Annotated in this window: 25 protein-coding genes and 1 pseudogene; 17 read left to right on the top strand and 9 right to left on the bottom strand. The window is 48.9% G+C overall.

Annotated elements, in window-relative coordinates:
- On the top strand, positions 1 to 792 hold the full coding sequence (gene truA / locus IZU26_RS05700; protein ID WP_433277440.1) for a tRNA pseudouridine(38-40) synthase TruA: 792 nt from the start codon (positions 1 to 3) through the stop codon (positions 790 to 792).
- 104 nt (positions 793 to 896) lie between these two features.
- Here truA and priA read toward each other — a convergent pair whose 3' ends face one another.
- Positions 897 to 2,891, bottom strand: a complete 1,995-nt coding sequence (gene priA / locus IZU26_RS05695; protein WP_433277438.1) for a replication restart helicase PriA — start codon at positions 2,889 to 2,891, stop codon at positions 897 to 899.
- A complete protein-coding gene (locus IZU26_RS05690) occupies positions 2,888 to 3,712 on the bottom strand; it encodes a uracil-DNA glycosylase (protein WP_433277436.1) in 825 nt (274 codons plus the stop codon). The genes priA and IZU26_RS05690 overlap by 4 nt, the downstream gene beginning before the upstream one ends.
- A gap of 63 nt (positions 3,713 to 3,775) precedes the next feature.
- Here IZU26_RS05690 and IZU26_RS05685 point away from each other — a divergent pair, with 63 nt between their 5' ends.
- A complete protein-coding gene (locus IZU26_RS05685) occupies positions 3,776 to 5,452 on the top strand; it encodes a hypothetical protein (protein WP_433277434.1) in 1,677 nt (558 codons plus the stop codon).
- Between the two features lie 10 nt (positions 5,453 to 5,462).
- Positions 5,463 to 6,596, top strand: a complete 1,134-nt coding sequence (locus IZU26_RS05680; protein WP_021329231.1) for an MGDG synthase family glycosyltransferase — start codon at positions 5,463 to 5,465, stop codon at positions 6,594 to 6,596.
- A gap of 10 nt (positions 6,597 to 6,606) precedes the next feature.
- On the opposite strand, the gene thiI is transcribed toward IZU26_RS05680, so the two are convergent.
- A complete protein-coding gene (gene thiI, locus IZU26_RS05675; protein ID WP_433277586.1) occupies positions 6,607 to 7,764 on the bottom strand; it encodes a tRNA uracil 4-sulfurtransferase ThiI in 1,158 nt (385 codons plus the stop codon).
- 116 nt (positions 7,765 to 7,880) lie between these two features.
- Positions 7,881 to 8,423, bottom strand: coding sequence for an ROK family protein (locus tag IZU26_RS05670; RefSeq protein ID WP_433277584.1), 543 nt, complete (start codon positions 8,421 to 8,423; stop codon positions 7,881 to 7,883).
- A gap of 27 nt (positions 8,424 to 8,450) precedes the next feature.
- On the opposite strand from IZU26_RS05670, the pseudogene IZU26_RS05665 reads away from it, so the two are divergent.
- Positions 8,451 to 8,855: pseudogene (locus tag IZU26_RS05665) on the top strand (class II fructose-bisphosphate aldolase); the annotation flags it as partial.
- Positions 8,856 to 9,135: 280 nt separating this feature from the next.
- On the opposite strand, the gene IZU26_RS05660 reads toward IZU26_RS05665, so the two are convergent.
- Together IZU26_RS05660 and IZU26_RS05655 are read right to left on the bottom strand one after the other, a co-directional pair.
- Positions 9,136 to 9,477: a HepT-like ribonuclease domain-containing protein gene (locus IZU26_RS05660; protein WP_021330161.1), complete on the bottom strand. Its 342-nt coding sequence runs from the start codon at positions 9,475 to 9,477 to the stop codon at positions 9,136 to 9,138.
- Positions 9,467 to 9,790 (bottom strand): nucleotidyltransferase family protein, encoded by a 324-nt coding sequence (locus IZU26_RS05655; protein WP_021330160.1) that lies wholly within the window; start codon positions 9,788 to 9,790, stop codon positions 9,467 to 9,469. Before IZU26_RS05655 ends, IZU26_RS05660 begins: the two co-directional genes overlap by 11 nt.
- Before the next feature lie 58 nt (positions 9,791 to 9,848).
- Between IZU26_RS05655 and IZU26_RS05650 the strand changes: the two genes are divergently transcribed.
- From IZU26_RS05650 to miaA, 9 genes are all read left to right on the top strand, one after another.
- Complete coding sequence (locus IZU26_RS05650; protein WP_433277431.1) at positions 9,849 to 9,977, top strand: hypothetical protein; 129 nt, start codon at positions 9,849 to 9,851, stop codon at positions 9,975 to 9,977.
- A 448-nt stretch (positions 9,978 to 10,425) separates the two neighbouring features.
- Complete coding sequence (locus IZU26_RS05645; RefSeq protein WP_081670815.1) at positions 10,426 to 10,707, top strand: type II toxin-antitoxin system RelE/ParE family toxin; 282 nt, start codon at positions 10,426 to 10,428, stop codon at positions 10,705 to 10,707.
- On the top strand, positions 10,682 to 10,999 hold the full coding sequence (locus IZU26_RS05640; RefSeq protein ID WP_038081853.1) for a HigA family addiction module antitoxin: 318 nt from the start codon (positions 10,682 to 10,684) through the stop codon (positions 10,997 to 10,999). Before IZU26_RS05645 ends, IZU26_RS05640 begins: the two co-directional genes overlap by 26 nt.
- A 308-nt stretch (positions 11,000 to 11,307) precedes the next feature.
- Positions 11,308 to 11,523, top strand: coding sequence for a hypothetical protein (locus IZU26_RS05635; protein ID WP_433277428.1), 216 nt, complete (start codon positions 11,308 to 11,310; stop codon positions 11,521 to 11,523).
- A 270-nt stretch (positions 11,524 to 11,793) separates the two neighbouring features.
- Positions 11,794 to 15,423: a hypothetical protein gene (locus IZU26_RS05630; protein ID WP_433277427.1), complete on the top strand. Its 3,630-nt coding sequence runs from the start codon at positions 11,794 to 11,796 to the stop codon at positions 15,421 to 15,423.
- 9 nt (positions 15,424 to 15,432) lie between these two features.
- A complete protein-coding gene (locus IZU26_RS05625) occupies positions 15,433 to 16,425 on the top strand; it encodes a glycosyltransferase family 2 protein (protein WP_433277425.1) in 993 nt (330 codons plus the stop codon).
- A 108-nt stretch (positions 16,426 to 16,533) separates the two neighbouring features.
- A complete protein-coding gene (locus IZU26_RS05620; protein WP_433277423.1) occupies positions 16,534 to 17,160 on the top strand; it encodes an HAD family hydrolase in 627 nt (208 codons plus the stop codon).
- Positions 17,161 to 17,237: 77 nt separating this feature from the next.
- A complete protein-coding gene (locus IZU26_RS05615; protein ID WP_433277422.1) occupies positions 17,238 to 18,494 on the top strand; it encodes a class I SAM-dependent rRNA methyltransferase in 1,257 nt (418 codons plus the stop codon).
- Positions 18,495 to 19,472, top strand: coding sequence for a tRNA (adenosine(37)-N6)-dimethylallyltransferase MiaA (gene miaA, locus IZU26_RS05610; protein WP_433277420.1), 978 nt, complete (start codon positions 18,495 to 18,497; stop codon positions 19,470 to 19,472). It begins immediately after the preceding gene.
- Between the two features lie 106 nt (positions 19,473 to 19,578).
- Here miaA and IZU26_RS05605 read toward each other — a convergent pair whose 3' ends face one another.
- Positions 19,579 to 19,797 (bottom strand): hypothetical protein, encoded by a 219-nt coding sequence (locus IZU26_RS05605; RefSeq protein WP_021331480.1) that lies wholly within the window; start codon positions 19,795 to 19,797, stop codon positions 19,579 to 19,581.
- 55 nt (positions 19,798 to 19,852) lie between these two features.
- Between IZU26_RS05605 and IZU26_RS05600 the strand changes: the two genes are divergently transcribed.
- Complete coding sequence (locus IZU26_RS05600; RefSeq protein ID WP_433277418.1) at positions 19,853 to 20,656, top strand: TatD family hydrolase; 804 nt, start codon at positions 19,853 to 19,855, stop codon at positions 20,654 to 20,656.
- Here IZU26_RS05600 and IZU26_RS05595 read toward each other — a convergent pair.
- Positions 20,631 to 20,981: an Hpt domain-containing protein gene (locus IZU26_RS05595; protein WP_433277416.1), complete on the bottom strand. Its 351-nt coding sequence runs from the start codon at positions 20,979 to 20,981 to the stop codon at positions 20,631 to 20,633. The genes IZU26_RS05600 and IZU26_RS05595 overlap by 26 nt on opposite strands.
- A 69-nt stretch (positions 20,982 to 21,050) precedes the next feature.
- Between IZU26_RS05595 and lepB the strand changes: the two genes are divergently transcribed.
- Positions 21,051 to 22,796, top strand: a complete 1,746-nt coding sequence (gene lepB, locus IZU26_RS05590; protein ID WP_433277414.1) for a signal peptidase I — start codon at positions 21,051 to 21,053, stop codon at positions 22,794 to 22,796.
- A gap of 116 nt (positions 22,797 to 22,912) precedes the next feature.
- On the opposite strand, the gene IZU26_RS05585 is transcribed toward lepB, so the two are convergent.
- Complete coding sequence (locus IZU26_RS05585) at positions 22,913 to 23,707, bottom strand: type III pantothenate kinase (RefSeq protein ID WP_433277412.1); 795 nt, start codon at positions 23,705 to 23,707, stop codon at positions 22,913 to 22,915.
- Between the two features lie 34 nt (positions 23,708 to 23,741).
- On the opposite strand from IZU26_RS05585, the gene hisS reads away from it, so the two are divergent.
- The gene (hisS, locus tag IZU26_RS05580; protein WP_433277411.1) at positions 23,742 to 25,049 is read left to right on the top strand and encodes a histidine--tRNA ligase; all 1,308 of its coding nucleotides are present in this window, start codon (positions 23,742 to 23,744) and stop codon (positions 25,047 to 25,049) included.
- Positions 25,050 to 25,150: 101 nt separating this feature from the next.
- Entirely contained in the window at positions 25,151 to 26,563 is a 1,413-nt protein-coding gene (locus tag IZU26_RS05575) for a formylglycine-generating enzyme family protein (protein ID WP_433277409.1), read from the top strand.
- Positions 26,564 to 26,688 lie beyond the last annotated feature (125 nt).

Here is a 26,688-nt window from a genome sequence, read left to right as displayed (position 1 = left end):
ATGCGAAATATCCTATTGACCCTTTCCTATGACGGCACGGATTTTTGCGGATGGCAGCGGCAGGACCGAAGCGATGCGGGACAGAGCGTGCGCACGGTGCAGGCAGTCCTCGAAGAAGCGCTTGCAAAACTGCACGGCTCGTACGTTACGCTCTACGGATCGGGGCGCACCGACAGCGGCGTGCACGCGCTTTCGCAAGCGGCGAATTTTTTTTCTCCGATCGATTCGATTCCGATCGAAAAATATCCTTTAATAATCAACAATATGCTGCCGCCCGACGTGCGTGTTATGAGCGCCGTTTCGGTCGATGAAAAGTTCAACGCGCGTTACAGCGCGACGAGCAGGGTGTACCGTTATTGTATGTTCGCATCGGGCACCCCTCCGGCGCACCTTGCGCGTTACGTGTGGCCGCTTTTCAGAATGCCCGATGTACAAAAGCTCAATAAGCTCGCCGCATGCCTTTCCGGAGAGCTCGACTGCGCGTCTTTTGCCGCTTCGGGAGACGAAAGTCTTTCGACAAATCGCTATATAGAGCGTGCGCGATTTTTTTCCGAACAAGTTTTTCCGTACGGTACCCTCGTCGTATTCGAAATAAAAGCGAATGCGTTTTTGTGGAAGATGGTGCGTACGCTCACCGGCACGCTTTTACAGCTCGAAAAAAAAGGAGCTCCCGATGACGCACTCAAAAAAATCATCGATGCGCGGGATCGAAAAAAAGCCGGCATAACCGCTCCTCCGCAGGGATTGTTTTTACACGAAGTCAAATTCGACGGAAAGAGGCGGCACGCCTAGCGGGACGGCGAAAGCGTACCGGAAATGTATACACGAAAAAGAAGCGTATAATTAAAGGCGGAACGCGGGGCAGCGGAACTGCCGCCGTTCGTATACTCGTCGCCTTATAACAGCGAGACGGGATCGACGTCGCATTCGATGTACACCGACTGCGCATGGCTGTAGCCGAAGAGGAGTGTTCTTGCGGCTTTTTGCAGGGGGCGGATATCGCTTCCTCGAAGCAGCAAGTGATAGCGGTAGTTTTGCGATATTTTTAAAATCGGGCATTCGGCAGGTCCGAGTATTTCGACGGCGTTTTCGAAACGCATTCTTTTTATTTCATCAGCGAGGAGTTTCGCTCCTTCTTCTGCCGTTTCTTCGGCGGCGTTTTTATCGGCGGAACGGAATACGAGGCGGACGAGGCGGCTGAACGGAGGAAAGCCGAGAAGCTTTCGCTGTCCGAGTTCGTACGCGTAAAATTTTTCGGCATCGCAGGCGCACGCGAGCGCGACGGGCTCTCTCGACGGATTGTACGTTTGTACGAGCACTTTTCCGTCGGGGAAAAAACGTCCCGCGCGGCCTGCAACCTGCGTGATAAGCGAAAATGTCCGCTCGGAAGCGCGGAAGTCCGGCACGTGCAGCCCCGTGTCCGCGAGCACGATACCGACAAGGCGCAGGTTCGGAAAATTGAGTCCCTTGGCGACCATCTGCGTACCGAGCATGATATTGTATTCTCCGCGTCCGAAGGCCGTAAGTTTTTCTTCGAGTTCGCCTCGCTTTGTTAACGCGTCGGTGTCGATTCTGACGATCTTCGCGTTCGGAAATTTCGCTTTCGTTTCCGCTTCGATGTATTCGGTACCGAATCCCGAATAGCCGATGTTGAGCGAACCGCAGGCGGGGCACGATTCGGGCGGTTCGACCGACCATCCGCAGTAATGGCAGCGAAGATGCCGCTCGCTTTTGTGGTAGGTCATCGGCACGGAGCAGTTTTTGCACGTCATCTCGTAGCCGCAGTCTCCGCATCGGAAAAAGTGGGTAAAGCCTCTCCGATTTAAAAAAAGTATCGTCTGCTTTTTGAGATTGAGCGTCGTCCTGATTTCGTTTGCAAGCGAACGCGAAAGGCAGCCGTCAGTCTGTTCCTTTGTCAAATCGATGCGCGCGATTTCGGGCATGGCACCTCCTGCAAGGCGCTTTGTAAGCGTGTGACGGACGAGGCTTCCTTCGTTCATGAGGTGCCACGATTCGACCGACGGCGTCGCGCTTCCCATAACGAGCGGAATTGCCCTTCGCGATGCGCGGTACATCGCAACTTGGCGCGCGTGATAGCGGGGCGTCGTTCCGCTTTTGTAGGAAGCGTCGTGTTCTTCATCGATGATGATGAGTCCCAAATCCGGCACCGGAGCAAACACTGCGCTCCGCGCTCCGACGACGACGCGCGCTTCTTTTCGGAGGATGCGTTTCCACTCGGAAAACTTTTTACTTTTTGTGAGGCCGGAGTGGAGGACTGCTGCGGTTTCTCCGAAGCGAGAGCGAACCGCGCGTATCACTTGGGGCGTAAGGCCGATTTCAGGGACGAGATAGATGACACCTTTGTTTTGTGCGAGGACGGATTCGGCGACGCGCAAAAACACTTCCGTTTTGCCGCTTCCCGTCGGCCCGTACACGTAGTGGAAAGACGCGCGCTTTGCTTTTGCAGAAAGGATATCCGAAACCGCCTGCTTCTGTTCGTCCGAAAGTGCGTATGCTTCGCTTGAAGAGATGTCGTCGGTAAATGAAAATCCTCCGGCGCCCGCTTCACGCCTTCCGGACGGAATCATCGCCGAAACGATTTCGCCGAGCGGGCAGAGGTAGTAATCGGCCATCCATTTTGCGAGTGTAAAGAGTTCGCTCGTCAAAAGCGGCTCTTCGTCTACGATGCGCCGTACGGCGCGGATTTTTTCTTTCGGCACATCATCGGGCGCCGTATCTTTGATACCCGTGATAAAGCCCGTAAGCTTTCTGTTTCCGAAGGGCACTTCGACCCGCATTCCGATTTCAGTTTTTTCTTTTTCGTCGGGTGTATACGAATACGTAAACGATCGGTTTACCGGCACGTTTAAAACGACGTCGAGATATATCATTTTTTAATAAAATCTTTTGCGTAGTCCGGAACGAGACGCAAAAGTTCCGCGCGGAAAAGTTTTAAATCCTCCCACGCCGGCCGCTTCAGCGACACATCCCGAAGCAGGGCGCTCGGATGATAGGTGACGAGGAGCGGTATGCCGTTGTAATCGCGGAAAGTGCCGCGAAGTCGTCCGAGCGCTTCCGTCGTTTTTAATAAATTCTGCGCCGCAGTTCTGCCTGCTGCGAGGATGAGCTTGGGCTTGAGTATATGAATCTGCGCTTCGAGAAAGGAAATGCATGCATCCGCTTCTTCGGGGAGCGGCATCCTGTTGTTCGGCGGGCGGCATTTTACGATATTTGCGATGTAGCAGTTCACATCGCGCGAAAGGGAAATCGCTTCGAGCATTTTGTCGAGGAGCTTTCCCGCAGGCCCGACAAAGGGAAGCCCCTGAGCGTCTTCTTCCGCTCCCGGCCCTTCGCCGACGACGAGAACGGCAGGATTGGGAACGCCCATACCCGGCACGGTGTGCGTCCTCTTTTTCGAAAGCGCGCAGCGCGAACATGAGGCGACTTTTTGTGCGACGTCTTCGAGCGTGATGCCGCTCCGTCCCTGTCCGGCGCTCGCACGATCGGCCGGCTCCGCGTCTGCATAATCGCCGGCGCGTCCGAAGGATGCGGAAACGTAGGCCGTCCGATCGGAGGCTTCCGCATTTGTCGCAGGTTCGGCATCGTCGGAAAAAGAGGGCGCTTCCGAAAAAGCGCGCGGTATGTAAGCGCACAGCGACGACGATGCCATTTTGAGGAGGTTCCACACTGCTTGTTTTTCTGCGGCAAGCATATACTTAAGCATAACACATTGCTTGTGCTTTGCGCAAGAATAAGGTATAGTAAAAATGATCCTATGAAAATAAAAAAATTATCGATAGTATTGTTTTTATCGGCAGTATTTTTTTCAGCCGCATATACTCAAGTAAGCGTCGATCCCGCGGACGAGTTTTATGAAGCAGCTCTCCGTTGGCATATCCGCGGCGTCGTTTCCGAACTGCCGCAGCTCAAACCCTATCCGCAGGAAACCGTACGCCGTATCCTGCTCGCGGTTATGGAAAGAGGCGACCGCGAAGAAGCGTCCGACGCCCGCGAATATTACGATCGAATCTTCGGTCAGGCGTGGCACGTATCGGCGGAAACAAAGGGTGCGACTCTCATTGCACGGAATGGCACAACGGACGAGCGCGATATCGACGGACAGATCTTTTTTTCGCGGCACGTCGGCGGAGATGTGCTGTTTGCGAACGGCTTCGGCGCGGGGTACCGCGGGGGCGTTTCGGCTAAATTCATCGATACGTCATCAGGCGTGTTCAAAGATGCGTGGGCGTCTCCCGCCTACGATACGTTTATCGATACGATTGAAACGGGGGCGGCTGCGATAGATTTCGATGTCGACGCGATCGCTTCCTATGCAAACGAAAAAATCAGCTTGAGCGCGGGGTACAACCGCACGGGCTATACGAATTATATCGACGGCGGCAATGTTTTGAGTCCTGCCGCGTTCAACGCACCGCAGTTTTCGTTCGCTTATGACGGTCACCGCTTCGATTTTGTACAGCATTTTGCAGCTCTCCGTGCGTCCGATATGCTCGGAAAAAACGGTCCCTACGGAAAATTCCTTTCCTTCCACGCGCTGCGCTTTACGCCGAACCGGAAAATCCGCCTTTCGTATTACGATTCGGTCGTCTACGGTAAACGTTTCGATCCGTCGTATTTGATTCCGCTTCCTGCCGGATTCATAGCTTCCGCAAACGGATACGACGATAACGTAATCGCAGGTCTTTTGTTCGAATATAATTTTTTCTCAGGCGTTTCGTGGCTTACCGATTTGAGCATCAATAAGCTCGACATACCGCAGATGGCTCGCCTGCGCTTCAATGCCGATAACCGTTTGGCGTTTAAAACGGGACTGTCCTATACGCCGAATGATTCGCTTTGCAAACTGCTGACTTTAAGTTATACGATCATCTCTCCGTATATGTATACATCCGAAGAGACGAACGGCGAATCATATAATTATCATTCATATACGAATTGGGGACGGGGCATAGGGCAAAGTCTCCCGCCGAATTCGGATCATATTTCGTTGAAAATCAAACTCGAACCCGTAAAGCGTTTTACCGTTTCGACCTTCGCTTCCATTACGCGGCATGCGAACGTATATCAGTCGTACTCCAATGATGAACTGCGGGAGATGCTTTCCAAAGGTGGACGCGCGACGGACGGCAGTATCAATTCGCAGCGCTATGCTTCGACGCAGTTTTTATCGGAGTCGTACGTCATGTATATTGCGCGCGGTGGCGTCGAAGTTTCATACCGTTTTCCGCGCGTCAACGCGGGCGTCTTCGAACTGAACGGCATCTTCGCATACACGTATATCAGCAACGCGGGCATGGACACTCCGATATTCTCCGGCGCGACTAAAAGCACTGCGGATGCGCAATTCAACCTTATGCGTACCGCTTGGGAAAATCAACTGCACGACGAATACGACATATTCTTTTCGCTGGGTGTAAAATGGACATACTAGCGGAGGCGCGATGAAACGGAAATTTCTTTTTTTATATCTCAACACCGGCGCAGGTCATATTTCCGCAGCAAAGGTGCTCGCTGCGGCTTTAAAAGAAAAAGATCCCGACGTCGAAATCGAAATGCTCAACGGCTTCGACAAGTATAATTTTTTCGGGCACTTTATGTTCGAAAAGGGATACAATTACGCGACGAATTACGTTCACGGTGCCTTTCCGCTCATCTACGACATGGCGCAGCACCGCTGGGGCCAGACGATGTTCGTGCTTCCGCTGCGCTTTCACACGACGCGCTATCTCCGCCGCGTCATCCGCGAAAAACAGCCGACCGATATCGTATCGTTTCACTTTGCCCTCACGCCCTTTGTTAAATCGGCTCTCCGGCAAATTTCCGAAAAGATCAATTTTACGGTAATGGTTACCGATCCGTTTACGTTGCCGAACGCATGGTTTTACGAAAACGATCAAAAATTTTTTGTGTTTTCGGAACAGGCAAAACGGCAGGCCGTCGAAGTCTGCGGCGTGCCCGAACAAAACGTCACCGTCGTTCCGTTTTTGATGAACGAAAAATATCTTATGCCGCTGCCGTCGAAAGACGAAATTGCAGCGATAAAAGCGAAGTACGGTTTTACGGCCGGCAAAAAAATCGTGCTGCTCGTCGGGGGCGGAGAGGGGCTTCCCGGTGCGGTTGAAATTATTAAAGAATGCGTGTTCCACCGCGCGCAGTTTTCGGTCGCAATCGTATGCGGCCGCGACAGAGCGTTTAAAGATGCGCTCGAACTCCTCAGGCGCACGTACCCCAAACTCGATCTGCACGTGTTCGGCTTTATCGATTACCTCGACGAACTGATTAAAATATGCGACTGCGCCGTCATCAAAGCGGGGCCTGCGACGCTTATGGAAGTGATTTCGTGCCGGAAGCCCGTCATCATCATCAAATACATTCACAATCAGGAGCTCGGCAATATGCGCTTCGCCGTCGATCACAAAGTCGGCTGGTATATCACAAAGCCGCGCGACGTGTACCGAAAAATCAACGAATTGCTTGTCGATAAAAATTTCGACGAAGAGATGAAAAAGAATTTCGACAGCGTGCACCTCGACACCGATGCCGGAAAAGTCGCTTCTCTTTTGCTCGAAAAATAGCAATGCGCGTTCAAACGGAAAAGCGTTTTATCTCCCGTTTTTCGAATGCTTCTTGTATCAATGCATCGGCGTCGAGGGACGCGTAAATCGCTTCGGCTTCTTCGGTTGATGCGCGGAGCACCGGATGCTTGGGCGAAAAGAGCACGCAGCAGTCTTCATAGGGCAGGATCGACGTTTCGTATGTGCCGATTTCCCTTGCCGTGTCGATGATCTCTTCTTTGTCGAGTCCGACGAGGGGACGCAAAAGCGGGCGGGACGCGAAGTGTTCGGTAACGTTCAAATTGGCGATCGTCTGGCTTGCAACCTGTCCGAGACTTTCGCCGGTGATAATGCAGTCCGCGTGCGTCCGCTCTGCGATGAGATTTGCCGTTTTCATCATGCACACGCGGAGCATAAGCGTCGTCCACGCTTGAGGCGCTTTTTCTTTAATGCGCATCTGCACGTCGGTAAAGGGAACGATATTCAAATACGTATCGAGTCCGTAATTTGCAAGGGATGCGGCGAGACTTTCAACTTTTTTTTGCGCTTCTTCCGACGTGTACGGATATGAGTGAAAATAAGCGCAGTCGATTTTCATGCCGCGCCGCATCATGCGGTAGCCCGCGACGGGCGAATCGATACCGCCTGAAAGGAGGAGGAGACCTTTGCCGCTCGATCCGACGGGAAGGCCGCGCCGTCCTTTTTCCGCATCGGAAAAGACAAAGCAGCGGTCGCGTACTTCGACATAGATGCGCACGTCGGGGGAGTGCACGTCGACTGCGAGCACGCCTTCGCGAGATGCACGGTCGGCCGCTTTGCAGCAGATTTCATAGGAAGTGAACGGAAAGTCTTTGTCCTGCCGCCTCGCTTCGATTTTAAACGATTTTGCACCTTTTTCCTTTGCACGCACGGCTTCTTCGTAGACTGCCAGACTTATGGAATCGATGTTTTTTTCGACGACCGCCGTTTTCGCCCAACCCGTGATCCCGATGAGGTGCTCGAGCGCGAATCGCGCCGCCCCTTCATCGTCGCAGTCGATATAGAGCCGTCCCGCATTTCCGCTCACTTTCGCGCTTGCGTTTTTGAGCAGCCGCCGCGCGTTTGCCGCAAGCCGGTTTTTAAATTCGTCGATATTCGAACCTTTGAGAGAAAGCTCTCCGACCTTTGCAAGATACGTCATACGCGCCAGTATAAATAATCGCGTCGAGTCGGGCAAGAGCGGTGCCCGCCTTGTACAGGCTTTCACACAACGGAAAACTTAGTTTTTACGCACATCACATTTTTTAATAGTATGCTTATTTGATTTTATATTTGTTCTTTTATATAAGGAAATTCTTTTTCAAAAGCAAGCCATGCGGCGCCGTAAGCGCCCATATTTTCATCGAGCCGGGGTGCTAAAATTTTAAGATGTTTGGAATTTTCCGCAATGGAATTTTCGCATAATGCTTTATATACGGTTTCGATAAAAACATCGCCCGCTTGTGCAAGCGTTCCGTACAACACAATATAAGCAGGCGCTAAAATATCTACGACAACCCCCAGCGCAGAACCCAAACATTCGGCAAGCGATTTCATAAATTCAATCGATTCGCCGTCACCCTCTTGTATCGTTAAAACAAGGTTTTCTACCGTTAAGCGGTTGTAGTCGTTTTCAACACGGTCAAAAAGTCCTCTCATTTTTCCTAAAGAAACCGCTTCTATCAGTTTTACTTTTATTCCTACATCGGATATTTCCGAATTAAGGCACCCGTGTTTTCCGCACGAACAAAGACGGTTGCTGTTGGGTATTTTAAGGTGTCCCAATTGCCCGGCATAACCTTCGTTGCTTAAAAAAATCTCGTTGTTTATAACGGGAATAACTCGGATTCCGTTCGAACTTCAGGCTTTACAGATCCTGCTCAAGCAAAGATTTTTATTCAAAAAACCGGCGTAGACGCTTTAGCCGTATCCATAGGAACTGCACACGGTGTATATTCATCAAAGCCTACTATAAATTTTTCGTTGGCGGAAGAATTGGTAAAAACCCTTGATGTCCCCATTGTAGTACACGGCGGTTCAAACACTCCCGACGAAGATATAATCCGATTATGTAAACTGGGTGTTGCAAAAATCAATATCGGAACCGATTTAATGCAAGCATACAACGACGGTATTTTAAACGCTTTTCAAGAACACGGAAAAAGTGCTCCGCTGAGAGTCGTAATGGGACAAGCAAGAGAGTACGTAAAAGCAACGGCAAAACACAAAATCGACTTGCTGCGGACATTTGCACGAGATTAAACAGGAGTTAAAAGCTCGACACTTTTATTGATTTTGTCATAATAAGCGGCTTGGCCGTTTTTCTTCTCTCGACTTAATCAGAGCAAATCCGAGCGGTGGTCGTTCGCGGTACATCCGTGTACCGCTCACTACCGCATTTTTGCTCTGCAAAAATGCGCAACTGTTATGCCGAGTAACGACACGGCGTCCGTGCCGCGTATTGCAACGAGCGCGTCCTATCACACAGTGTGCCGTAAACGCCGCGCTGTGTGTCCTCATAAGGGGAATCCTTGAAGCGAGATTAGATGAAATTTTTCGATTTTATTTGATACATTAACTCAGGAATTGATTCCGACGCGATAAGCCAAATTCGATCTGTTAAGATTTCCCCATAATCATGAACAATTTTATTTCTTAAGCCGATAATTTTTGTCCAAGGAATATCTTGGTTTTCTTGTATAAAATCTCCGGAAAGGTGATTTGCCGCTTCTCCGATTATTTGTATTAATCTTTCAATCGCTAATCTTTTTATACGATTATTTACAAAACTATTGTGATTTTCGTCTTTTACAATATCAATTACTTCTTGTGAATATTTTAATATATCGTAAATATAACTTTTATCACGCTCATTACACAACATAAAGAGGTTCTCGCGAATTCATTATTGCTTCTCTTCTATATGGATTTACCAAACCGGCCGGTTCTACGATATCAACATTTCTTTTTGTAATATTTTGGAGATAGTCTTGAATATCCAGTATATCAAAAAGTGATATTTTTTCGGAATTTTTGAACTCGATAAGAAAATCGACATCGCTTTCGTTCGTAAAATCATTTCGTATTGAAGAACCGAATACGGATATTTCTTTAATATTATACTTGGAAATTATGTAGTCTAAATCTTCGTGCGTTAAATAGATTCCGTTGTTCGAGAGTTTTTCAAAGCCTGTCATATTTCTTTCCTTTTTTTAATATACCTCGTCTTGATCAAAATCGCAAGACGAACCTGAATTGAGCGCTTTGTTGGAGTATCTTTGCGAGAGGCGGGCGACGAGCGGTTTTACACAGCACATCGATGTGCTTGTCGAAAAAGCGAAACGGAACGAAAAGTTCAGGAGTACGATAAAAAGCAACGGCTGAAATAGCGCCGTCGCTGGAGTCTAAAGCCGAAAAACGCTGAAGCGTTTTTCTTTTATCGGAGACACTCGCGATTTCTGCGCATTGCTCGAAATCGCAGCGTTCTTATCTCGAGTTTGCACGGGTGTTTAAGGATGAGATATAAAAGCCTCCGCGATATGATTGTTTGATTATTTATTTGATTGAAGAAATGGGGAAGACGGGGTATAATAAAAAAGGGTCTAATATATGTTAGACGGATGCCTTACGGCACGATAAACTGTAACTATTGAAAAATAGGATGTATTTTTATAAATTAAAGCTTAAAATTAAAATTAGTAACTTAGTTTTTTGAATAAACTTATGTTTTATATAATGGCTGCTTATGCAAGGAAAAATCAAACTTTAATTTTTGCATTTTAACCTTAGTTTCTTCTTGACAAATACTTCTGTTTAGCATTAGCATAGAAATATGATAAGAAGTTTTGATGATATAGAAACGGCATCAATATGCAAAGGTAATAAAAGTAAAAAGTTACCGATGACGATTCAGAATGTTGCAAGAAGAAAACTTCGAATGATTGAAGCTGCAAAAGTTGTAGAAGATTTAAGGCTCCCTCCAGGTAATCGTTTTGAAAAACTTGTTGGGAATTTAGACGGATTTTATTCAATCAGAATAAATGATCAATGGAGAATTGTCTTTAAGTTTGAAAATGGAGGTGCAGAAAATGTTAGAATCACAGATTATCACTGATGAAAAATTACCCAATATTCATCCGGGAGAAATTCTTAAAGAAGATTTTTTAGATGCGATGAATATTTCTGCATATCGTCTGGCAAAAGAAATCAATGTTCCTGAAACAAGAATCTCAGAAATAATTCACGGAAAGCGTTCAATTACTGCGGATACCGCTATCAGATTTTCAAAATTCTTTGGAACGACAGCAGAATTCTGGCTCAATCTTCAGAATCTGTATGATTTAGAAGAAGAAAACAATAATCACTCCCTAGAATTTGAAACAATAAAAATGTACGCATATGCCTAAATTGCCTAACACCCGCTTCAACGCTGACATTTGTTTGTCACGAAAGTTGCTTAAAGTGCCTATACGCACTGCAACTTTCGCGCCAACTTTGCCTTAGGCTTCGCGTCGGCAAAAGCACAAATTAATAGAATCGACGAAATATAAGTCCCTCGAACGATTATGGTAATTGTAATAATTAATTATTAAGAAAAATAAAACTCACCTATATTAAAATCATTAAGTTATATGAAATTAAGTGTTGGTTTTAATGATTGGGAGATGATTTTTTTTATAAAATATTGTATACTATAAGAAATGGAGTGGCTTATATGTCGGAATTAGCTTTTAAACAACTTTCAACACAAGTTGATATGCTTTCTTATACTGAAAAAATCAGATTACTTGATAAGATTGTAAAGACTTTACATAGACCCGTAAAAATTCATAAAAGAGAATTCTCAGACTTTAATGCAGCCTTCGGCTTATGGAAAGATAGGACGGTTTCTATTGAGGAAATAAGAACCAAAGCTTGGAGACGTTCTTAATGGTTTATCTTTGCGATACTTGCGTTCTTATCGACTACCTTCGTGGGAAAACCGAAGTTCAGCAAAGACTTGAACAAGACAAAAAACAAGGTCTAGGAATGTCTTCGATTACTTAATATAAAAATAATACACATCTAAAAATAATTGTTATTTTTTTCGATTTATGTTATAATATTATATTGAAAATGGGGAATCTTTTAAAAATTGCAATTTTTAGAGATTATCCTTAATAATGTACGATGTATCGTAAAAGTTTCATGGGGGAGGCTTATGAAAAAGATCTGTTTTAAAATGTTTGCCGTGTCGGCGATGCTCTGTACGGTGTTTGCCGCCTGTAACTTCAATGTAAACGGCGGAAGCGAGCGCGCCGAAATACGCGTTTTTCTCGGCGAGGGCGGGGGGCTGCGCTCGGCAAATCCCGAGACGGGCTTGCCGGAGTTCGACAACGAAAATACGACTATTACGATCATCGACGATGACGGTACGGAAATCGCCCGCGGTACGACTTCGCTTTCTGCGGACGTTGCGGTCGGAAAGAAGATCATTGTAACGGCGCGTGTTACTACCGAGGCGGGTGTTTGGAGTGCGTCGAAGGAACACACCGTAGAGGCCGGCATAAACGATATCTTTTTGCAGCTTTCCAAAGCGCCGAAGAGCGTGGGGAATATTCTCTCCCGCGTTGTGAAAAACGATTCTTCGGGTATCGAAGTAACGCTCAAGCTGGATTACGGTGACAATCTTATTGAAAATGTCAAAATCGGCGGTAATTACCTGAAGCGGCCGATAACCGTGCGTGACGGCATCGGCAGGATATATGTCTTGTATGATAAAGGCGATTCCAGGCATTTTACCCGTTTTGATGTAGAGGGGAATGAAGATGAGGAATTCAAAGACCATATTTCCGAGACGCTGGCTCACAGTAGTACCGGTGCTACTATAGATAATATCGACAATATAGCAATCGATGCAAAAAATAATACTATTTTTTTATTCTATGGTCCACAGGTGGTGTGTATAAACGAAACAGCACCTAACACCTTTACGTGTTCAAACAACGTTTTTATGTCTACTTCGATAAGCACTGTTTCTGCCGTTGCGGCATATAACGGTACTTTGTTTTTTACCGTCCCGCTCAGCGCTTCCCTTTCCCTTCCTCAGGTGAATAAGCTGTTTGCCTGTAAAGCCGAACTGTCTGGCTCTGCATTAACGCTGTCGAATAAAATCGAAAAACAGCTCCCTAAAGTTCGTCAAGACAATGCTTTCAACAGTAATCATACCACCTGTACCGGTCTTTTTGCCGACGAGGGCGGCGTGTACTGCCTGCTTAGCGAGCAAAAGCTGAATGGCGGAACCTTGTATGCACTCGGAAATCTCATCCGGTATCAATATTCCGGCAGCGCCTTTACGGGCGAAACGACGAAGGGGCTTAACCCGGCTGCTTCAGACCCCGGTTCCATCGCCTTTGATGCGCGGTATTTTTCTTCTCCTGCGGGCTTTATCGGCTATGATGAAGAAAACATCTACATTGCGGACGACGGCGTTGACATACGCGAGGACGAGTATCTCGGCTGGTGTGTTACCGGCAACAAAAACCGTATCGCAGCATTCAACCGTAAAACGAACGGCATGTCGTTTGACGATGCGGGTAACGCGACGTGGTTTGCAGAATACGCCGGACGCCGCCGCGAAACGAAGATACCGCGTTTATTGTGGAGCCGCGATGAGGACGGCCATGTTACCCTCAAGCTGAAAACTTTGGACGGCAGCGTAAAAGAGCTTGTTCAGGATATCAACACAAGGCAGCAGGACAAGCTGATGACCGCGCGGGACAGCGCGGGGAATGTTTATGTGTTGTATTGCGACAGTACGCCGACTGCACAGCTTCATCTTGAACGCTTTAGCGCGGACGGTACAAAAGATAATAACTTCGGAACTGCAAAGACGGGATTTACTTTGCCCGATACCGGTATAACCGATCTTGCCGTAGATTTTAAAACGGCAGATGTCTTTTTGCTCAAACGCACTATGGCAGCAGGCTTCACGGATACGGTGATTACCGCATATATGGCAAAGGCTGATACCGGCTATGCTTCTTTCAGCGGCCCCGCGACAGTTACTATGCCCGATGTTTGGGGGGCGGTAACTATCGATGCCGTTGCCGCGTTTGACGGTACGCTCTTTTTTGCAATGGATGTGAAGGTTGGCTCGGACGATGTTGAAAAACTGTACGCATATAAGGTGCAGACGGCAGGAAGTTTTGCATTTACTACGGATAAAGCCGAAACGGAACTTGATGAACTTTGGCAGCATCCCATCAAAAGCCCAATGGTATGCACCGGCTTATTTGCCGACCGAAAGGGTGTCTACGGCGTGCTTGCCCAAAAAAATGTCATTGGGGGAGCAGCCTTCTATGCGCTGGGTAAAATAGTGCGATACACGTACGACGGTTCTACCCAATTAACGCCGGTCGCACTGTCGGGCAATAACAGCGGCCTTAATCCGGCTGCTGCAAACCCCGGCTCCATCGGATATGATGCGAAGTATTTTTCTTCTCCTGCAGGCTTTCTCGGCTATGACGGGGATACTCTGTACATCGCGGACGACGGCGTAAATATCGAGGAGGTGAACGAAAATTTCCATGTCAACGGCAATAAAGACCGCATTATGGCGTTTGACTGCAAGAACAACACTTTGAGCGCTTCTTCTTTGGATTTGGACGGCGCAACATGGTTTAAAAGCTATGATAAGTACACATATCCCGAAACGAAGATGCTGCTGTGGGAGAAAGGCGGCCCATATTGGGTAGGTGACAACGGAACGGAAGCCTATTCTCCATCCTCTGCACTTAGTACCACGCCATCCCAACAGCTTACCGATGTGTTCTGTTATGACCAAGACGGTAATTTGTATGTAGTGGTGCAGGAGGGATCGAGCTATAAGGTTAAACGCTTTACGCCTACGGATAGCGGTTTTAATAGCACGGGAGATATGAAAATCAAGGATGAATCGGAACGGCCCGTATCTATTGCAGTGGATGTCTCCGGCGGTACTAATATCTTGTATTACGGCATTAATGTTGTGCCAGTCGTAGGTAACCTGAGGTTGAGTGTACAGAAGATAGAATGGTCAGATCATTTTGTAGGAGAAAAAGAGCCGCAGGCGTTTACATCCGCCGAAAACGAAGAGCTGACCGCGCTTGCCGCAAATAAGGACGCGGTGTTCGTCGGCGTAAAGCAGAAATATGAAGAGACTGTAGGAGTCAATCAGATTTCTAAATACCGGTTAAAGGTAAAAAAATTCCTGAAAGGAGCTCATGCCGACGGATCGGTTACTATTGTTGAAAATGCTTCGTCGTATGTGGATCCCGTCAATCCTGATACTCCGATACCAAATCCGCAGCCGTATGATAACAGTCAGCTACCGTATATCGAGTACGAAGAAGCAATTAACGGCTTACAAGTGGTTGAGGGTACGCTGTATGCCATTACGTCGAAGGCGGAAGAGACCAAGAAATGGAATAATGATGCAGGCAAATGTACCATTGATAAATTTAAGATGAGCAGCGCCCTGTATAAAATCGGTAAGACGGCGGAGGGCTTCTCCGGCAACGCAGAAAAGCTCACTGAAAAGAATCCCGTACCTCCGGTGGGTTCAAATCCGGGAGTCGGTTATGGATTTTACCGCTTTATCGCCGTTAAGCCGAAAAAGCTTGTGATTGCTTCGGACGGCGCTTATGATGTAAACGGACACCTTTCCGGTTCGTCCGGTAATCCGGTGCATAATGACAACAAAGTATTGATATACGACTTAGACGGAAATTTGAACACACCGGAAGAAACGGATGCCGCCGGAAAATTCACCAAAGAATTGCAGCCCGGTTCCGGCTTTAGCTGGGAATAAGCCCGTAAGATGAGTTTTCTTCAACGCTGTGCGGCGCGCTTCGGGCGTGCGGCGCAGCAGAAACCGCTTATCAGTCTCTGCGTGCCGGTGTACGGGACGGAGGGGCTGGTGGGGCGGTTTTTAGACAGTGTTTTGGCGCAAAAGGATGCGCCGCTTTTTGAAACCGTCATTGTAAACGACGGCAGTTCCGGTACAAAAGAGCTTGAGCGTATCATTAAAACGTACGCAAGGCTGTTTAAAAAGCAGGGGCTGCCGTTCGTGTTTTTGGAACACCGTAAAAACCTCGGCCTCGTAGAAGCGCGGCGGACGGCAGTAAACGCCGCATCGGGGGAATACATCGCCTTTGCCGACTCCGACGATGAGCTGCCGCCTGCGGCTCTCCGTATCTTGTACGATGCAGCCGCTGCGTCCGGCGCGGATATAGTGCATGGAAAAGCTGCGGTATTCGGTACGGAAGGGGAGCCGGAAGCGCGCATCGAAACCTTTGCGAAAAAAGCGGCGCATGTGTATTCCGGTACACTTACCGGAGATGCAGTTATGCGCGGCTTTTTGATAGAACAGCGCTATGCGGGCTTTTTGTGGGGTAAGCTCTTTAAAGCGCATCTTATTCAAAAAGCGTACGCAGAAATTCCCTTTACCTATTGTACCATGGCGGAGGATATTCTTACCTGCTTTTTTATCGCCTTACATGCCGATACATACTTCGGCATAAGGGACGTCGTGTACGACTACCGCATCAACACCGGCATTTCTTCGCGCCGACAAATTGCCGACCTTGCTTCATGGCAAAAAGTGTGTTCGGCTTCTTCGGTATTTACGATCATTCTCTCCTATTTGGATGAGCACCCCCTTTCCGACGACATACGCGAAGCGGTACGGGCTTTGGGGCGCGCGCACTATGCCGATAATTTGAAGCAGCTCGAAGTCTGTGTCGACCCTTCGCTCAAAGCGGAAGCGCGCGCGGTGCTCGACGAGTGGTGGGGCGGAGAAATCGCAGGGTAGGGAGCAAAGAGGTTAAAAAAAATCAATGATGCGCGCAATGTGCTTTTCTTCGAGCGATCTTTGCCGCGCATTTGTTTCTTTTTTCCAAATGCGTTATACTTGTTTTCCATGAAGCTTTTTATATTTGATATGGGCGGCGTCGTTGCTCACAACGTTGCGGTTGAAGGTGCCGTCGCAAAAGCCGTCGGCATGAGCGAAGGGGAATTCTATGCGGCCTGCAAATACGACAGGGCAGCCCGCGGAAAAATTATTAACGAAAAAATCGATATACGGGATGCCGATATCATGACGATGCTTTCGAACGGAGAAGTGACGACCGATGAGTTTTGGAGCGAGTTTGAGCGGCGGACGGGCGTGCGCGTGCCGATGGACTACCTCGGTCTCTTTTTTAATCCGGTACTCGATGACGGCGTGGTCGAGACAGTCAAAGCGCTTCGAAAAAAATACCGCGTCGTGTGCGGAACGAACACGATTCAAAGCCATTACGATATTCACCTTGCGAGAAGCGATTATGCGTTCTTCGATAAAACCTATGCGTCGAATATGATCGGCGTGTCGAAGCCTGACGTCGAATTTTGGAAGCGTATCATGCTCGCAGAAGGCGTTACACCTGAGGACATCTTTTTTACCGACGACAACGAAGCGAACTGCGAGGCTTCTTCATCGCTCGGCATCCGCACCTTCCGTTTTACAAACGCGGACGATCTTCGAAACGAAGTGCGCCCTTGGCTCTGACACTGTGATACGATTCCGCCGCGCAGTGCAATCGGGTCATTTACAAAACTCGGCATTCGCACTAGTATGCTTTTGCTATGAATGATGCGCTTCGTATCTTTTTAAAACCGAAAGAAGAAAGGGAAGTCGTACAAGGCTTTCCGTGGGTATTCGACAACGAAATCTCTCATGTAAAATACTTTGCATCCGACGGGAGCGGACGTAAAGATGCGCCGCTTTCCGAATGCGAAAGTGCCGACGGAAGCGCGTGCGAAGTGTTTACGGCTGCAGGCGGATTTATCGGTACGGGCATTATCAATCGAAAATCGAAGATATGCGTGCGCATGCTCTCTTCGGCTCATGCGGACAAAGTGTTTGAAAATACGAAAGCGTTTATCGATGCGCGCATCCGCGATGCGGCAAATATGAGGCGCATCCGTTACGGAGAACTCGATTCGTACCGTCTCGTTTTTGCCGAAGCCGATTTGCTTCCCGGTCTCATCGTCGAACGCTTTGCATCCGTCGACGGTTCCGTGTATCTTGTCGTACAGTTTCTTGCGCTCGCGTGCGAAGTTTTTCGCAAAGAGATTACGGCAGCTCTTATTAAAACGTGCAATCCTCAGGGCATATACGAGCGGAGCGATGCCGCCGTCCGCGAAAAAGAAGGGCTCGAAGCGAGGACGGGCTGGATATACGGAAGCGGCGGCGACGTGATTACGATAAACGAAAACGGCATCCTCTTTTATGTCGATATTGCAAAAGGACAAAAGACCGGTTTTTTTCTCGATCAAAAGGATAACCGTAAAGCGATTATGCCGTTTTGTCACGGAAAGCGTGTGCTTGACGCATTTTCGCATACGGGCGCTTTTGCGCTCGCGGCAGCTTTTGCCGGTGCGCGTGAAGTGGTCGCTGCGGAAATTTCGGAAGACGCCGTTTCGATGATCGAAAAAAACGCCGCACTCAATAAAAAAGAGGATACAGTCAAAACCGTGCTCGCCGACGTTTTCGATTTATTAAAAAAATATGAAGGATCGGGTGAAACTTTCGACGTGATCGTCCTCGATCCTCCGGCCTTTACGAAGAGCGCGAAAAACATTCAAAAAGCGTACGGCGGTTATAAAGAAATCAACTTGCGCGCGATGCGCCTGCTCCGCCAAGGAGGCATTTTAATAAGCTGTTCGTGTTCCGCATTTTTCGACGCAAACACCTTTTACGATATGCTCATGCACGCAGCCGCCTCAAGCGGCCGCCGAGTACAGATATTGGAAAAGCGGGGAGCGGGGCAGGATCATCCGATACTCCTCGGTTATGAGCGCTCGGAATATTTGAAATGCGCGATTGCGCGGGTGCTGTGAGTGGCGGAAAGCGGAAAGAGCTGCAACTGCGTCATCCTTTTGGGACCGACCGCCTGCGGCAAAACGGCGATAGGAGTTGCGATCGCGCGGGAGCGGAACGGTGAAATCGTTTCGGCGGATTCGCGGCAAGTGTACAAGGGACTCGACATCGGTTCGGGAAAAGACTTGGACGAATACGTTTCGGGCGGAATTCCCGTTCCGTATCACCTCATCGACATAACCGATCTCAAAAGCGAATACAATGTATTTCAGTATCAAAAAGATTTTTACCGCGTCTTTCAGGACATCGTCGGTCGGAAAAAATTGCCCGTCGTCGTCGGCGGTACGGGTATGTACCTCGATGCGGTTATCAGAAATTACGATTTGGTTGAAGTGCCCGAAAACGAAAAGAGGCGTGCCGAACTCGAAGCGATGCCGATCGAAGAGCTTTCGCGCCTTTTGCTTTCGCTGAAACCCGATCTCCACACGCGCGAAGACCTCCGCGATAAAGAGCGCTGCATACGCGCGATAGAGATAGCGGAGTATATGAAAAGTCCCGAAGCCGCTCTTATGCGAAAGACGATGATGAGCCGTCCCGACATTCGTCCGCTTGTCATCGGTACGACGCTTTTGAGGGAAGAGCTGCGTGAGCGCATTGCAAAGCGTCTCAAATCCCGCCTCGATTCGGGCATGATAGAAGAAGTGGAAGATTTGCACAGGGGCGGCGCATCGTGGGAGCGGCTTGAAACGCTCGGTCTTGAGTACGGATTCGTCGCCGAATATTTACAGGGGAAAATCGCCTCCCGCGACGAACTGTACGAAAAACTTGTTGTTGCTATACGGAGATTTGCGAAGCGGCAGGAAACGTGGTTTCGCGGCATGGAGCGTAAAATGAAAATGCAGGGAAGCTCGATTCATTGGCTTCCCTGCGTTTCCGACATCAATGTGCGCGTACACGCCGCGCTTTCGTTAGTCGATGCGTACGTTGCGCTCTGCTGAACGCACATCGGTCGATGCGTACGTTACTCAGCGCTGAGTTTACATCGACCGATGCGTGCCGCGTGAAATTTGCTTGAAAGCAAAAGCGGCGCGTTTATTTTCCGCGCTATGCGTTGACGGCGATTTTTACCGGTTCCGCGATTTCGACGAGATAGCCCGTGCGGATGCAGGTTTCGAAGAGTTCTTTGCCGATATAATCGGTTTTCACTTCTTCGTATCCGTCTCTGTCGCGTACGATGCGCACGACGTATCCGTCTTCCATTTCACGCACGACCGTCATATAATCCGATGAGTTTCCGATGCTTTTTAAAGTGTAGCTTTTCAATTCCAACCTCCCGATGTTTGCATTGCTTTTTTATTTTCGGTACAATGTAATGCGGATGTTAGCGTTTTCTGTATTGACGGATGCTCATTTTCACCTCGCCCGCTGCGCCGAAAACTCGCTTGAAGATTCGTTTCGCGGACTTGAATCCATATCCTATTACGGCGTTTCCTGCGCTCACGACCGGAACGAGTTTTTAATGCAGGAAACGCTTTCGGCAAAGCTCAACGAAAACGAAAATACGCAGGTGCTGTGCGCCTTCGGTATGCACCCGCAGCTTCCGCTCGTCGAAAACGCAGGGTTTATGGAAACGCTTCTCAAAGAACGGCGTATCGGTGCGATCGGAGAAGCGGGATTCGATTTATTTACAAAGGAATTCAAAGCCGATATCGCGCGGCAGGAAGAGGCGTGGCGAATTTCGTGCGAGCTTGCAGCTCTGTACGGCGTTCCGCTCGTTGTCCACTGCCGCAAAGCGCTCGATAAAATGTTCCGCGATTCGAAAGCGCTTTCGAAAATCCCGGCCGTCGTGTTTCATTCGTTTACGGGAAGCGTACAGGACGCATCTTCTCTTTTAAAGCGCGGCGTGAACGCGTATTTCAGTTTCGGAAACCCGCTCTCCTTCGGCGATAAAAGCGCGATCGCCTGCGTGCAAAAACTCGACGTCGAGCGGCTCCTCATGGAAACGGATGCACCGTACCAGACGATGCGGGGAGAGGCCGAAACGAAAATGAGTGCGATCGCTCGCGTATATGAAAGGGCATTTTTATTGCGATACGGGGAGGAAAGCTTGGCAAAGGAAAAAACGCAAATCTTTTCCGATACGATTTTTAATAATTTTAAATCCGCTTACGGTATTGCTTAAGGGCGGAAAGCGTTTCGTCGTATATTTTAAAAAACTCCCGTGTCAGCGCCGCCTGGTCTCCCGCTTCTTTTCCGCGCAGCACACTCTCGAGTGCGAGGGCGGCATCGTAAAGCGCTTCGCATCCGATTTGGCCGGCAGATCCCTTCGTCTTGTGTACGAATGAAACGAAGCCTTTGTCTTGTGCTGCGTTTTCCGCAAGAGACGCAAAATGCGCTTTGTCGTTTACATTTTCTTCTAAAAAAGAATCGACGAGCGTTTCGTACAGTTCCGTATCACCCGAAACCATATCGAGACCGGAAACCGTATTTAAAATTGAACGCGGCATGACGTTACCTGCCTTAATCTCAGTATTCGTAGTATACACCAAGGGCGGTATTTTTGCTATACTGGCGTTATGACAGAATCAAAAACCGAAACATTATTTATTTTGCTGTTCGCTTCTCTTGCCGCTTCTTTTCTCTTTGCGCTTTTTTGCATCCCCCTTTCCGCCGACATATCGATTTTAGCTTTTCCGATTTCGTTCGCGTTTACGGCTGTCGTCTTTTACAAATCGATACGACTCAAGCGGGGAGATGTTTCCGTAATCCCCGCCGTGCGGAAAATGATGCAGTATCTCCCGTACGTGCTCCTCGCATCCTTTGTGCTTCGAAGGGCGGGAAAAAACGGAACGCCGTTTTGGTACGATATCGCAACGGTTTCTCTGTGGTGCATCATTTTCGTTTCGTCGCTCGCGGCGCTGTATTTTTTGAACGAAAAGCGCGTATACGCTCTGTCTCCCGAATGGAAAAAATACCGCGAAAAAAATCCTTCCGTAAAACCGCGCGGCTTTGCGCGCGCCGCTTTTGAAGCCCTCGATTGGGCTGATGCGCTCGTGCAGGCTATCTTTATGGTTTTGCTCATTCAAATTTTTATCGTGCAGTTGTATATGATTCCGTCGGAATCGATGGTGCCGGAATTTCTCGTCGGCGACCGTGTCGTCGTTTTTAAGACGGCGAGCGGTCCGAAGTTTCCGCTATCCGACGTCGGCATCCCCTCGCTTAAAACCTACGAGCGGGGAGATGTCGTTGTGTTCCGAAATCCGCATTACAGCATGGACAGAAAATCGGAAGTGAAAACCGTTACGAGCCAGCTCGTCTACCTTCTCACCTTTATGGCGGTAAATCTCAATAAAGATGCGAACGGTATGCCGAAACCCGATCCGCTTGTAAAGCGCGTCGCGGGCGTGCCGGGAGAGCAGCTGGTAATGCAGGACGGAGTCCTCTATGCGCGCACAAAAGACGGTGGCGATTTCAAACCGGTCGAAAAAGATGCGCGCTTTGCCGCGTGGAATTTAAACGATGTTGCCCCAAAAGCGAAGCGCGGCATACGGGATTTTCCGCTTTCGCAAAGCGAATACGATCTCATGATCGAGTGTGAAAAAAGGCGGCGCGAATACGATATCGATGCAGCATCTCGTTCGTGCCGCGCTCTCGCCGAACGCTTCAGACGCGCAGTTCCCGATCGCAGCGGAACCTTTACGATGGATGCCTCTTCGATGCACGAATACAATCTCTTTGTCAATTTCGATGCCCTCACGCAGCGTCTCATGAGCGCGGACGGAGGGACTGCATGGTTTTCGTCCTTTATGACCGATTGGATCGCGTCGAAGCCGGAGGCGGGAAGCTATGCAGGAGGCGATATCTACAGCGATGCGAATTACAGGCTCAATATCATGATAAAGGAATGTGTCGGAAGCCTCATCGTGCGGAACGCCGAATTGATAAAGGCGGCCTCTTCCTCCGATGCGCGCAGAAGCGACGATGAAATCCGCTCGCTTATGGAAAGGGCTGAAATGCTCAACCTGTACGTGATGCTCCTCGATCAGCGCAATATGCCCGTGTTTCCTGAAAATAAAAACGGACGACCGCAGTACATTCCCGAGGGCGCTTATTTTATGATGGGAGACAACCGTTTCAATTCCGCCGATATGCGCCATTCGTATACGAAAACGCTCACCCCGCTTACAAAACTCGACGCCTACTCTGTAACCTACGAATCAAATATGAGTCCGCAGTATGTCGGAAAAAAATACATACTCGGCACGACGCTCTTCCGCTTTTGGCCGCCTTCTCGGATCGGCGCAATCGGAAAACGGCGATAGAACGGGGCTGTCTCAAAAGTCGCTTACTTTTTCGACAGCTCCTCGAGTTTAAAATTAAGTCTTTGCATTGTAATGACTTATCGGCGCGTTATTAATTTATGCTGCCCGGTTTTACGTCAGAGACCCGCGTACAATGCGGCGCGGCGGATGCCTAAGAGCGTAAGCTCTTTGTCCGCTTCGTCGAAGACGTCGGTGATCGGTTTTATCATGCTGTTGAGGCCGCCCGTTGCGATCGTTTTTATATCGGACTGTCTGATACCCGTCGATTTTTCCAAATCGCACTTCATCCTCTCGATGAGTCCTTCGGCAAGACTTTTGTAGCCGAGCATAATGCCCGACTGAATCGCGACCGTCGTATTCGTGCCGAGACTCGTCGCAGGAATTTCGAGGGGTACCGACGGAAGCTGCGCGGTATTCGTAAAAAGCGATTTGAACGCGGTGCCGATGCCCGGTGCTATCGCAACCCCGGCGATATTTGCGTTTGCGTCGACGACGACGAAAGAGAGGGCGGTGCCGAAATCCGAAACGATGCACGCGCACTTGTTGCGCTCCCACGCTTCGAGCGCATCGCACAAAAGATCCGTTCCGATTTCGTGGACGGCGCTTTCAGGAATTTTTACGGGGAGCGAGGCGTACATATCGGGTCCGATGATGAGCGGCTTTTTGCCGATGATGTGCTGCGTGACGTTTACGAAGGGGCCGGTTAAATTCGGTACGACGGAACTTATGACGGCCGAGTCGATGTCGGAAAGGGAGACGGAAGCGTCGCGGATAAGCGTCCGTATCGTCGAAAAATATTCGTCGCCGGTGCGTTTTACGTCGGAGCTGATCCGCCACACGTGAACGAGTTTTTCTCCGTCGAAGAGCGCGGTTTTGCAGTTCGTGTTTCCGATGTCGAAACAGAGCATCATTGTAATTTTCCCCCGTTTCAGTTAGTATAGCGCTATGGAATCGATCATTCAACCGCGCGTGCTCAAAGGTTTCCGCGATTTTTTGCCCGCTTCGGAAATCGCGCGCGCGGATTTAATTGAAAAAATAACTGCGGTGTACCGATCGTTCGGATTCGTGCCGATCGACACGCCGGTGCTCGAATATACCGAAATACTGCTTCGCAAAAGTAACGGCGAAACGGAAAAACAAGTGTTCCGCTTTGAAGATAACGGCGGGCGCGATGTCGCGATGCGTTTCGATTTAACCGTTCCGTTTGCGCGCTTTACGGCGGAACACAAAAGCGAACTGTATTTTCCGTTTAAGCGTTATCACATCGCAAAAGTGTGGCGCGGCGAAAAACCGCAGGCGGGCCGCTACCGCGAATTCGTTCAGTGCGACGTCGATACGGTCGGGAGTGACAGCGCGGCAAGCGATTTCGAAATACTGCTTGTCATACAAAAAGCCTTTGCCGCGATAGGATTTTCGGGGATCACCGTGCGCGTCAATCATCGCGGCATTTTCAACCGCTTTTTGACAAAGCTCGGCGTAAATGAAAAAAGCGACGATATTTTGCGCACGGTCGACAAGCTTGCAAAAATCGGCCGGGACGAAACTGAAAAAGAGCTTTCGGAAATTACCGGAAGCAAAGATCGGGCGGCGGAAATCCTTTCCTACACCGAGGGGGCGGGGGACTTCAGTGCGACATTAAAAAAAATCGAAGCGATGGCGGGCGGAAAAGATAGCGACAGCGAGCGCATGCGCGACATATACGAAATGCTCGAAGCGGCCGGTATCGAAAAAAATTATACGCTCGATCCGAGCATTACGCGCGGACTGGATTATTATACGGGCGTCGTCTACGAAACGTTTTTAAATGATTTGCCCGAGATCGGCTCCGTGTGTTCGGGCGGCCGCTACGATAACCTTGCAGGCTTGTATATGAAAGAAAAGCTCCCCGGAGTAGGAACTTCGATAGGACTCGACCGCCTCATTGCGGCTATGTCCGAACTCGGCATCGCTTCAAGCCGCGCAAGCTATGTCGACGCGGAAATTTTCTGCCTCGATGCAAAGGATGCGCTCCTCTATCAAAAAGCAGCCGCATCTTTGCGTGCGCAAGGTCTTGCCGTCGAAGTGTTTCCCGATGCGAAAAAAATCGCTCAACAGTACGCGCTCACCGATGCGAAAAAAATCCCGTGGGGAATCTTTGTCGGAAAAACTTACGAAAAAGACGGCACGTTCGAGCTCAAAAATCTTTCGACGAGGGAGACGTCTGCGGGCATTACGGTGAGCGAAGCGGTAAAACTCATTTTAAATAAAAAATAAAAAATTTGATAAAAAAGGTTGACAAACCTCCGCTTTTGAGTTAGCATTAGATAATTAATATTAGTTTATGCTAACTAATAAAAAAAATTTACGGAGGTTTTATGAAAAAGTTATATACTTTGTGTATTTGTGCGCTGTTGGCGGCTGCGGGAACGGTGTTTTTAAGCTGCAACAATGCACCGTCAAGCGACGATCTGACCAAGGAAGATCTCTACGGTTCGTACTGGGGTCATCTCTTTGTCGGTTCTATAAATGCCGATATGTGCCTTGTCGTTCAAGCCGACAAAATCGATTTGAACAGTACGTTTATGAGCTTTTCTTATCCCCTCATTTCGTACAAAGATGTCGGCAACGGAAAATGGCTCGTGAACTGTTACAGCGAAGGCGAAGAAAAAGAGATGAAAAATAACGAGCTTTCGAAGCACGTACGACTTTTATTCGATACGACAAACATTCCTTTTACCTGCGAACCGAATATCATCCCGATGGCAGGCATTGCGGATTTTTTGCCTGTAGTGAAAGGGAGACCTTATGAAGGCGAATATTCAAAAGACGACGACATTACCGATCTTCCGAGCAAAACCTATACGGTCGGAAGCGTAGAGTTTGACATGAGGCAGATCCCCGCCGTAAAAGGCGCACAGTTGGGATACAAAGATGTAACCGGCTTTATGGATTTTTCGGACAATATGCCCTATACCGCAAATCTTTCGGCTTATTCCATAGGAGAAACCGAAGTGACGCAGGAGCTGTGGAAGGAAGTTATGGGAAGCAATCCGAGCTTTTTCGACAATAGCGGAAACAAACAGCTTCCGGGCATGGATGGTGAGTATCTGGTTAATACGAAGGTCGCATTAGGGGAAGAGCAGGAAAAGCGCCCCGTCGAAAATGTAAGTTTTTTCCAGATGATCGCTTTTTGCAATAAGCTGAGCATCAAACTCGGTCTTCAGCCCTGTTATACGGTAAAGGACAAAGACAACGGCGACCAACCTATCAAGTTTGAAACTTTCGACGTGAGCAAAATTCCTACTGATAAGGATGAACGCTGGCTGGGAGTCGAAGTGGATATGAGTAAAAACGGCTTCCGTCTCCCGACCGAAGCGGAATGGGAATGGGCCGCCAAGGGAGGAAAAGGCAATATCGCATGGGCGGGTACGAATAAAATGACGGCGCTCAAATATTACGCATGGTATAACGACAAAACCGGAGGAGATTCGGGAGAAAGAACACACGAAGTGAAAAAGAAAAAACCGAACGGCTACGGCTTATACGATATGAGCGGAAACGTCGGCGAAGTATGCTGGGACGTTTATGAAAATACAACTCCGCCGGACGGTCTTACCGATCCTACGGGAGCGGAAAAGCCTGTCGATGACAGGGATAATCGTTCCATGCGCGGCGGCGACTGGTTTTTTAATACGAAATCCTGCCGTATCGCCATGCGTTCGCCCAGTCCGAATGTCTGGGAACCGCTTGTATACACAGGGCTTCGCTTAGTAAAGCGCGGCGACTGAAATACGTTTATATAGCGAGTCTGCCGAAAGGCAAACATCGCAAGATTGACGTGTGTGCTCGCTTGAAACGTCGGAGCGAAGCTCCTCGTTGTAAAACGCACGCACGGCTAAAAATCTTTTTAAGG

Source organism: Treponema sp. SP13, from assembly GCF_050938355.1.
Classification (GTDB): Bacteria; Spirochaetota; Spirochaetia; order Treponematales; family Treponemataceae; genus Treponema_D; species Treponema_D socranskii.
The sequence above is the reverse complement of the archived record's forward strand: the minus strand, read 5'-3'. Positions and strand labels throughout refer to the sequence as shown.

Bases quoted from the DNA above. Each gene is read 5' to 3' on its own strand.
- IZU26_RS05615 (WP_433277422.1), top strand. From the start codon at position 17,238: ATGAATGATGCGCTTCGTATCTTTTTAAAACCGAAAGAAGAAAGGGAA.
- truA (WP_433277440.1), top strand. From the start codon at position 1: ATGCGAAATATCCTATTGACCCTTTCCTATGACGGCACGGATTTTTGC.
- IZU26_RS05645 (WP_081670815.1), top strand. From the start codon at position 10,426: ATGATAAGAAGTTTTGATGATATAGAAACGGCATCAATATGCAAAGGT.
- IZU26_RS05630 (WP_433277427.1), top strand. From the start codon at position 11,794: ATGAAAAAGATCTGTTTTAAAATGTTTGCCGTGTCGGCGATGCTCTGT.
- IZU26_RS05620 (WP_433277423.1), top strand. From the start codon at position 16,534: ATGAAGCTTTTTATATTTGATATGGGCGGCGTCGTTGCTCACAACGTT.
- IZU26_RS05660 (WP_021330161.1), bottom strand. From the start codon at position 9,477: ATGTTGTGTAATGAGCGTGATAAAAGTTATATTTACGATATATTAAAA.
- IZU26_RS05595 (WP_433277416.1), bottom strand. From the start codon at position 20,981: ATGCCGCGTTCAATTTTAAATACGGTTTCCGGTCTCGATATGGTTTCG.
- IZU26_RS05640 (WP_038081853.1), top strand. From the start codon at position 10,682: ATGTTAGAATCACAGATTATCACTGATGAAAAATTACCCAATATTCAT.
- IZU26_RS05625 (WP_433277425.1), top strand. From the start codon at position 15,433: ATGAGTTTTCTTCAACGCTGTGCGGCGCGCTTCGGGCGTGCGGCGCAG.
- IZU26_RS05680 (WP_021329231.1), top strand. From the start codon at position 5,463: ATGAAACGGAAATTTCTTTTTTTATATCTCAACACCGGCGCAGGTCAT.
- IZU26_RS05600 (WP_433277418.1), top strand. From the start codon at position 19,853: ATGTTAGCGTTTTCTGTATTGACGGATGCTCATTTTCACCTCGCCCGC.
- IZU26_RS05690 (WP_433277436.1), bottom strand. From the start codon at position 3,712: ATGCTTGCCGCAGAAAAACAAGCAGTGTGGAACCTCCTCAAAATGGCA.
- IZU26_RS05655 (WP_021330160.1), bottom strand. From the start codon at position 9,790: ATGACAGGCTTTGAAAAACTCTCGAACAACGGAATCTATTTAACGCAC.
- lepB (WP_433277414.1), top strand. From the start codon at position 21,051: ATGACAGAATCAAAAACCGAAACATTATTTATTTTGCTGTTCGCTTCT.
- IZU26_RS05585 (WP_433277412.1), bottom strand. From the start codon at position 23,707: ATGATGCTCTGTTTCGACATCGGAAACACGAACTGCAAAACCGCGCTC.
- IZU26_RS05685 (WP_433277434.1), top strand. From the start codon at position 3,776: ATGAAAATAAAAAAATTATCGATAGTATTGTTTTTATCGGCAGTATTT.
- IZU26_RS05635 (WP_433277428.1), top strand. From the start codon at position 11,308: ATGTCGGAATTAGCTTTTAAACAACTTTCAACACAAGTTGATATGCTT.
- priA (WP_433277438.1), bottom strand. From the start codon at position 2,891: ATGATATATCTCGACGTCGTTTTAAACGTGCCGGTAAACCGATCGTTT.
- IZU26_RS05575 (WP_433277409.1), top strand. From the start codon at position 25,151: ATGAAAAAGTTATATACTTTGTGTATTTGTGCGCTGTTGGCGGCTGCG.
- hisS (WP_433277411.1), top strand. From the start codon at position 23,742: ATGGAATCGATCATTCAACCGCGCGTGCTCAAAGGTTTCCGCGATTTT.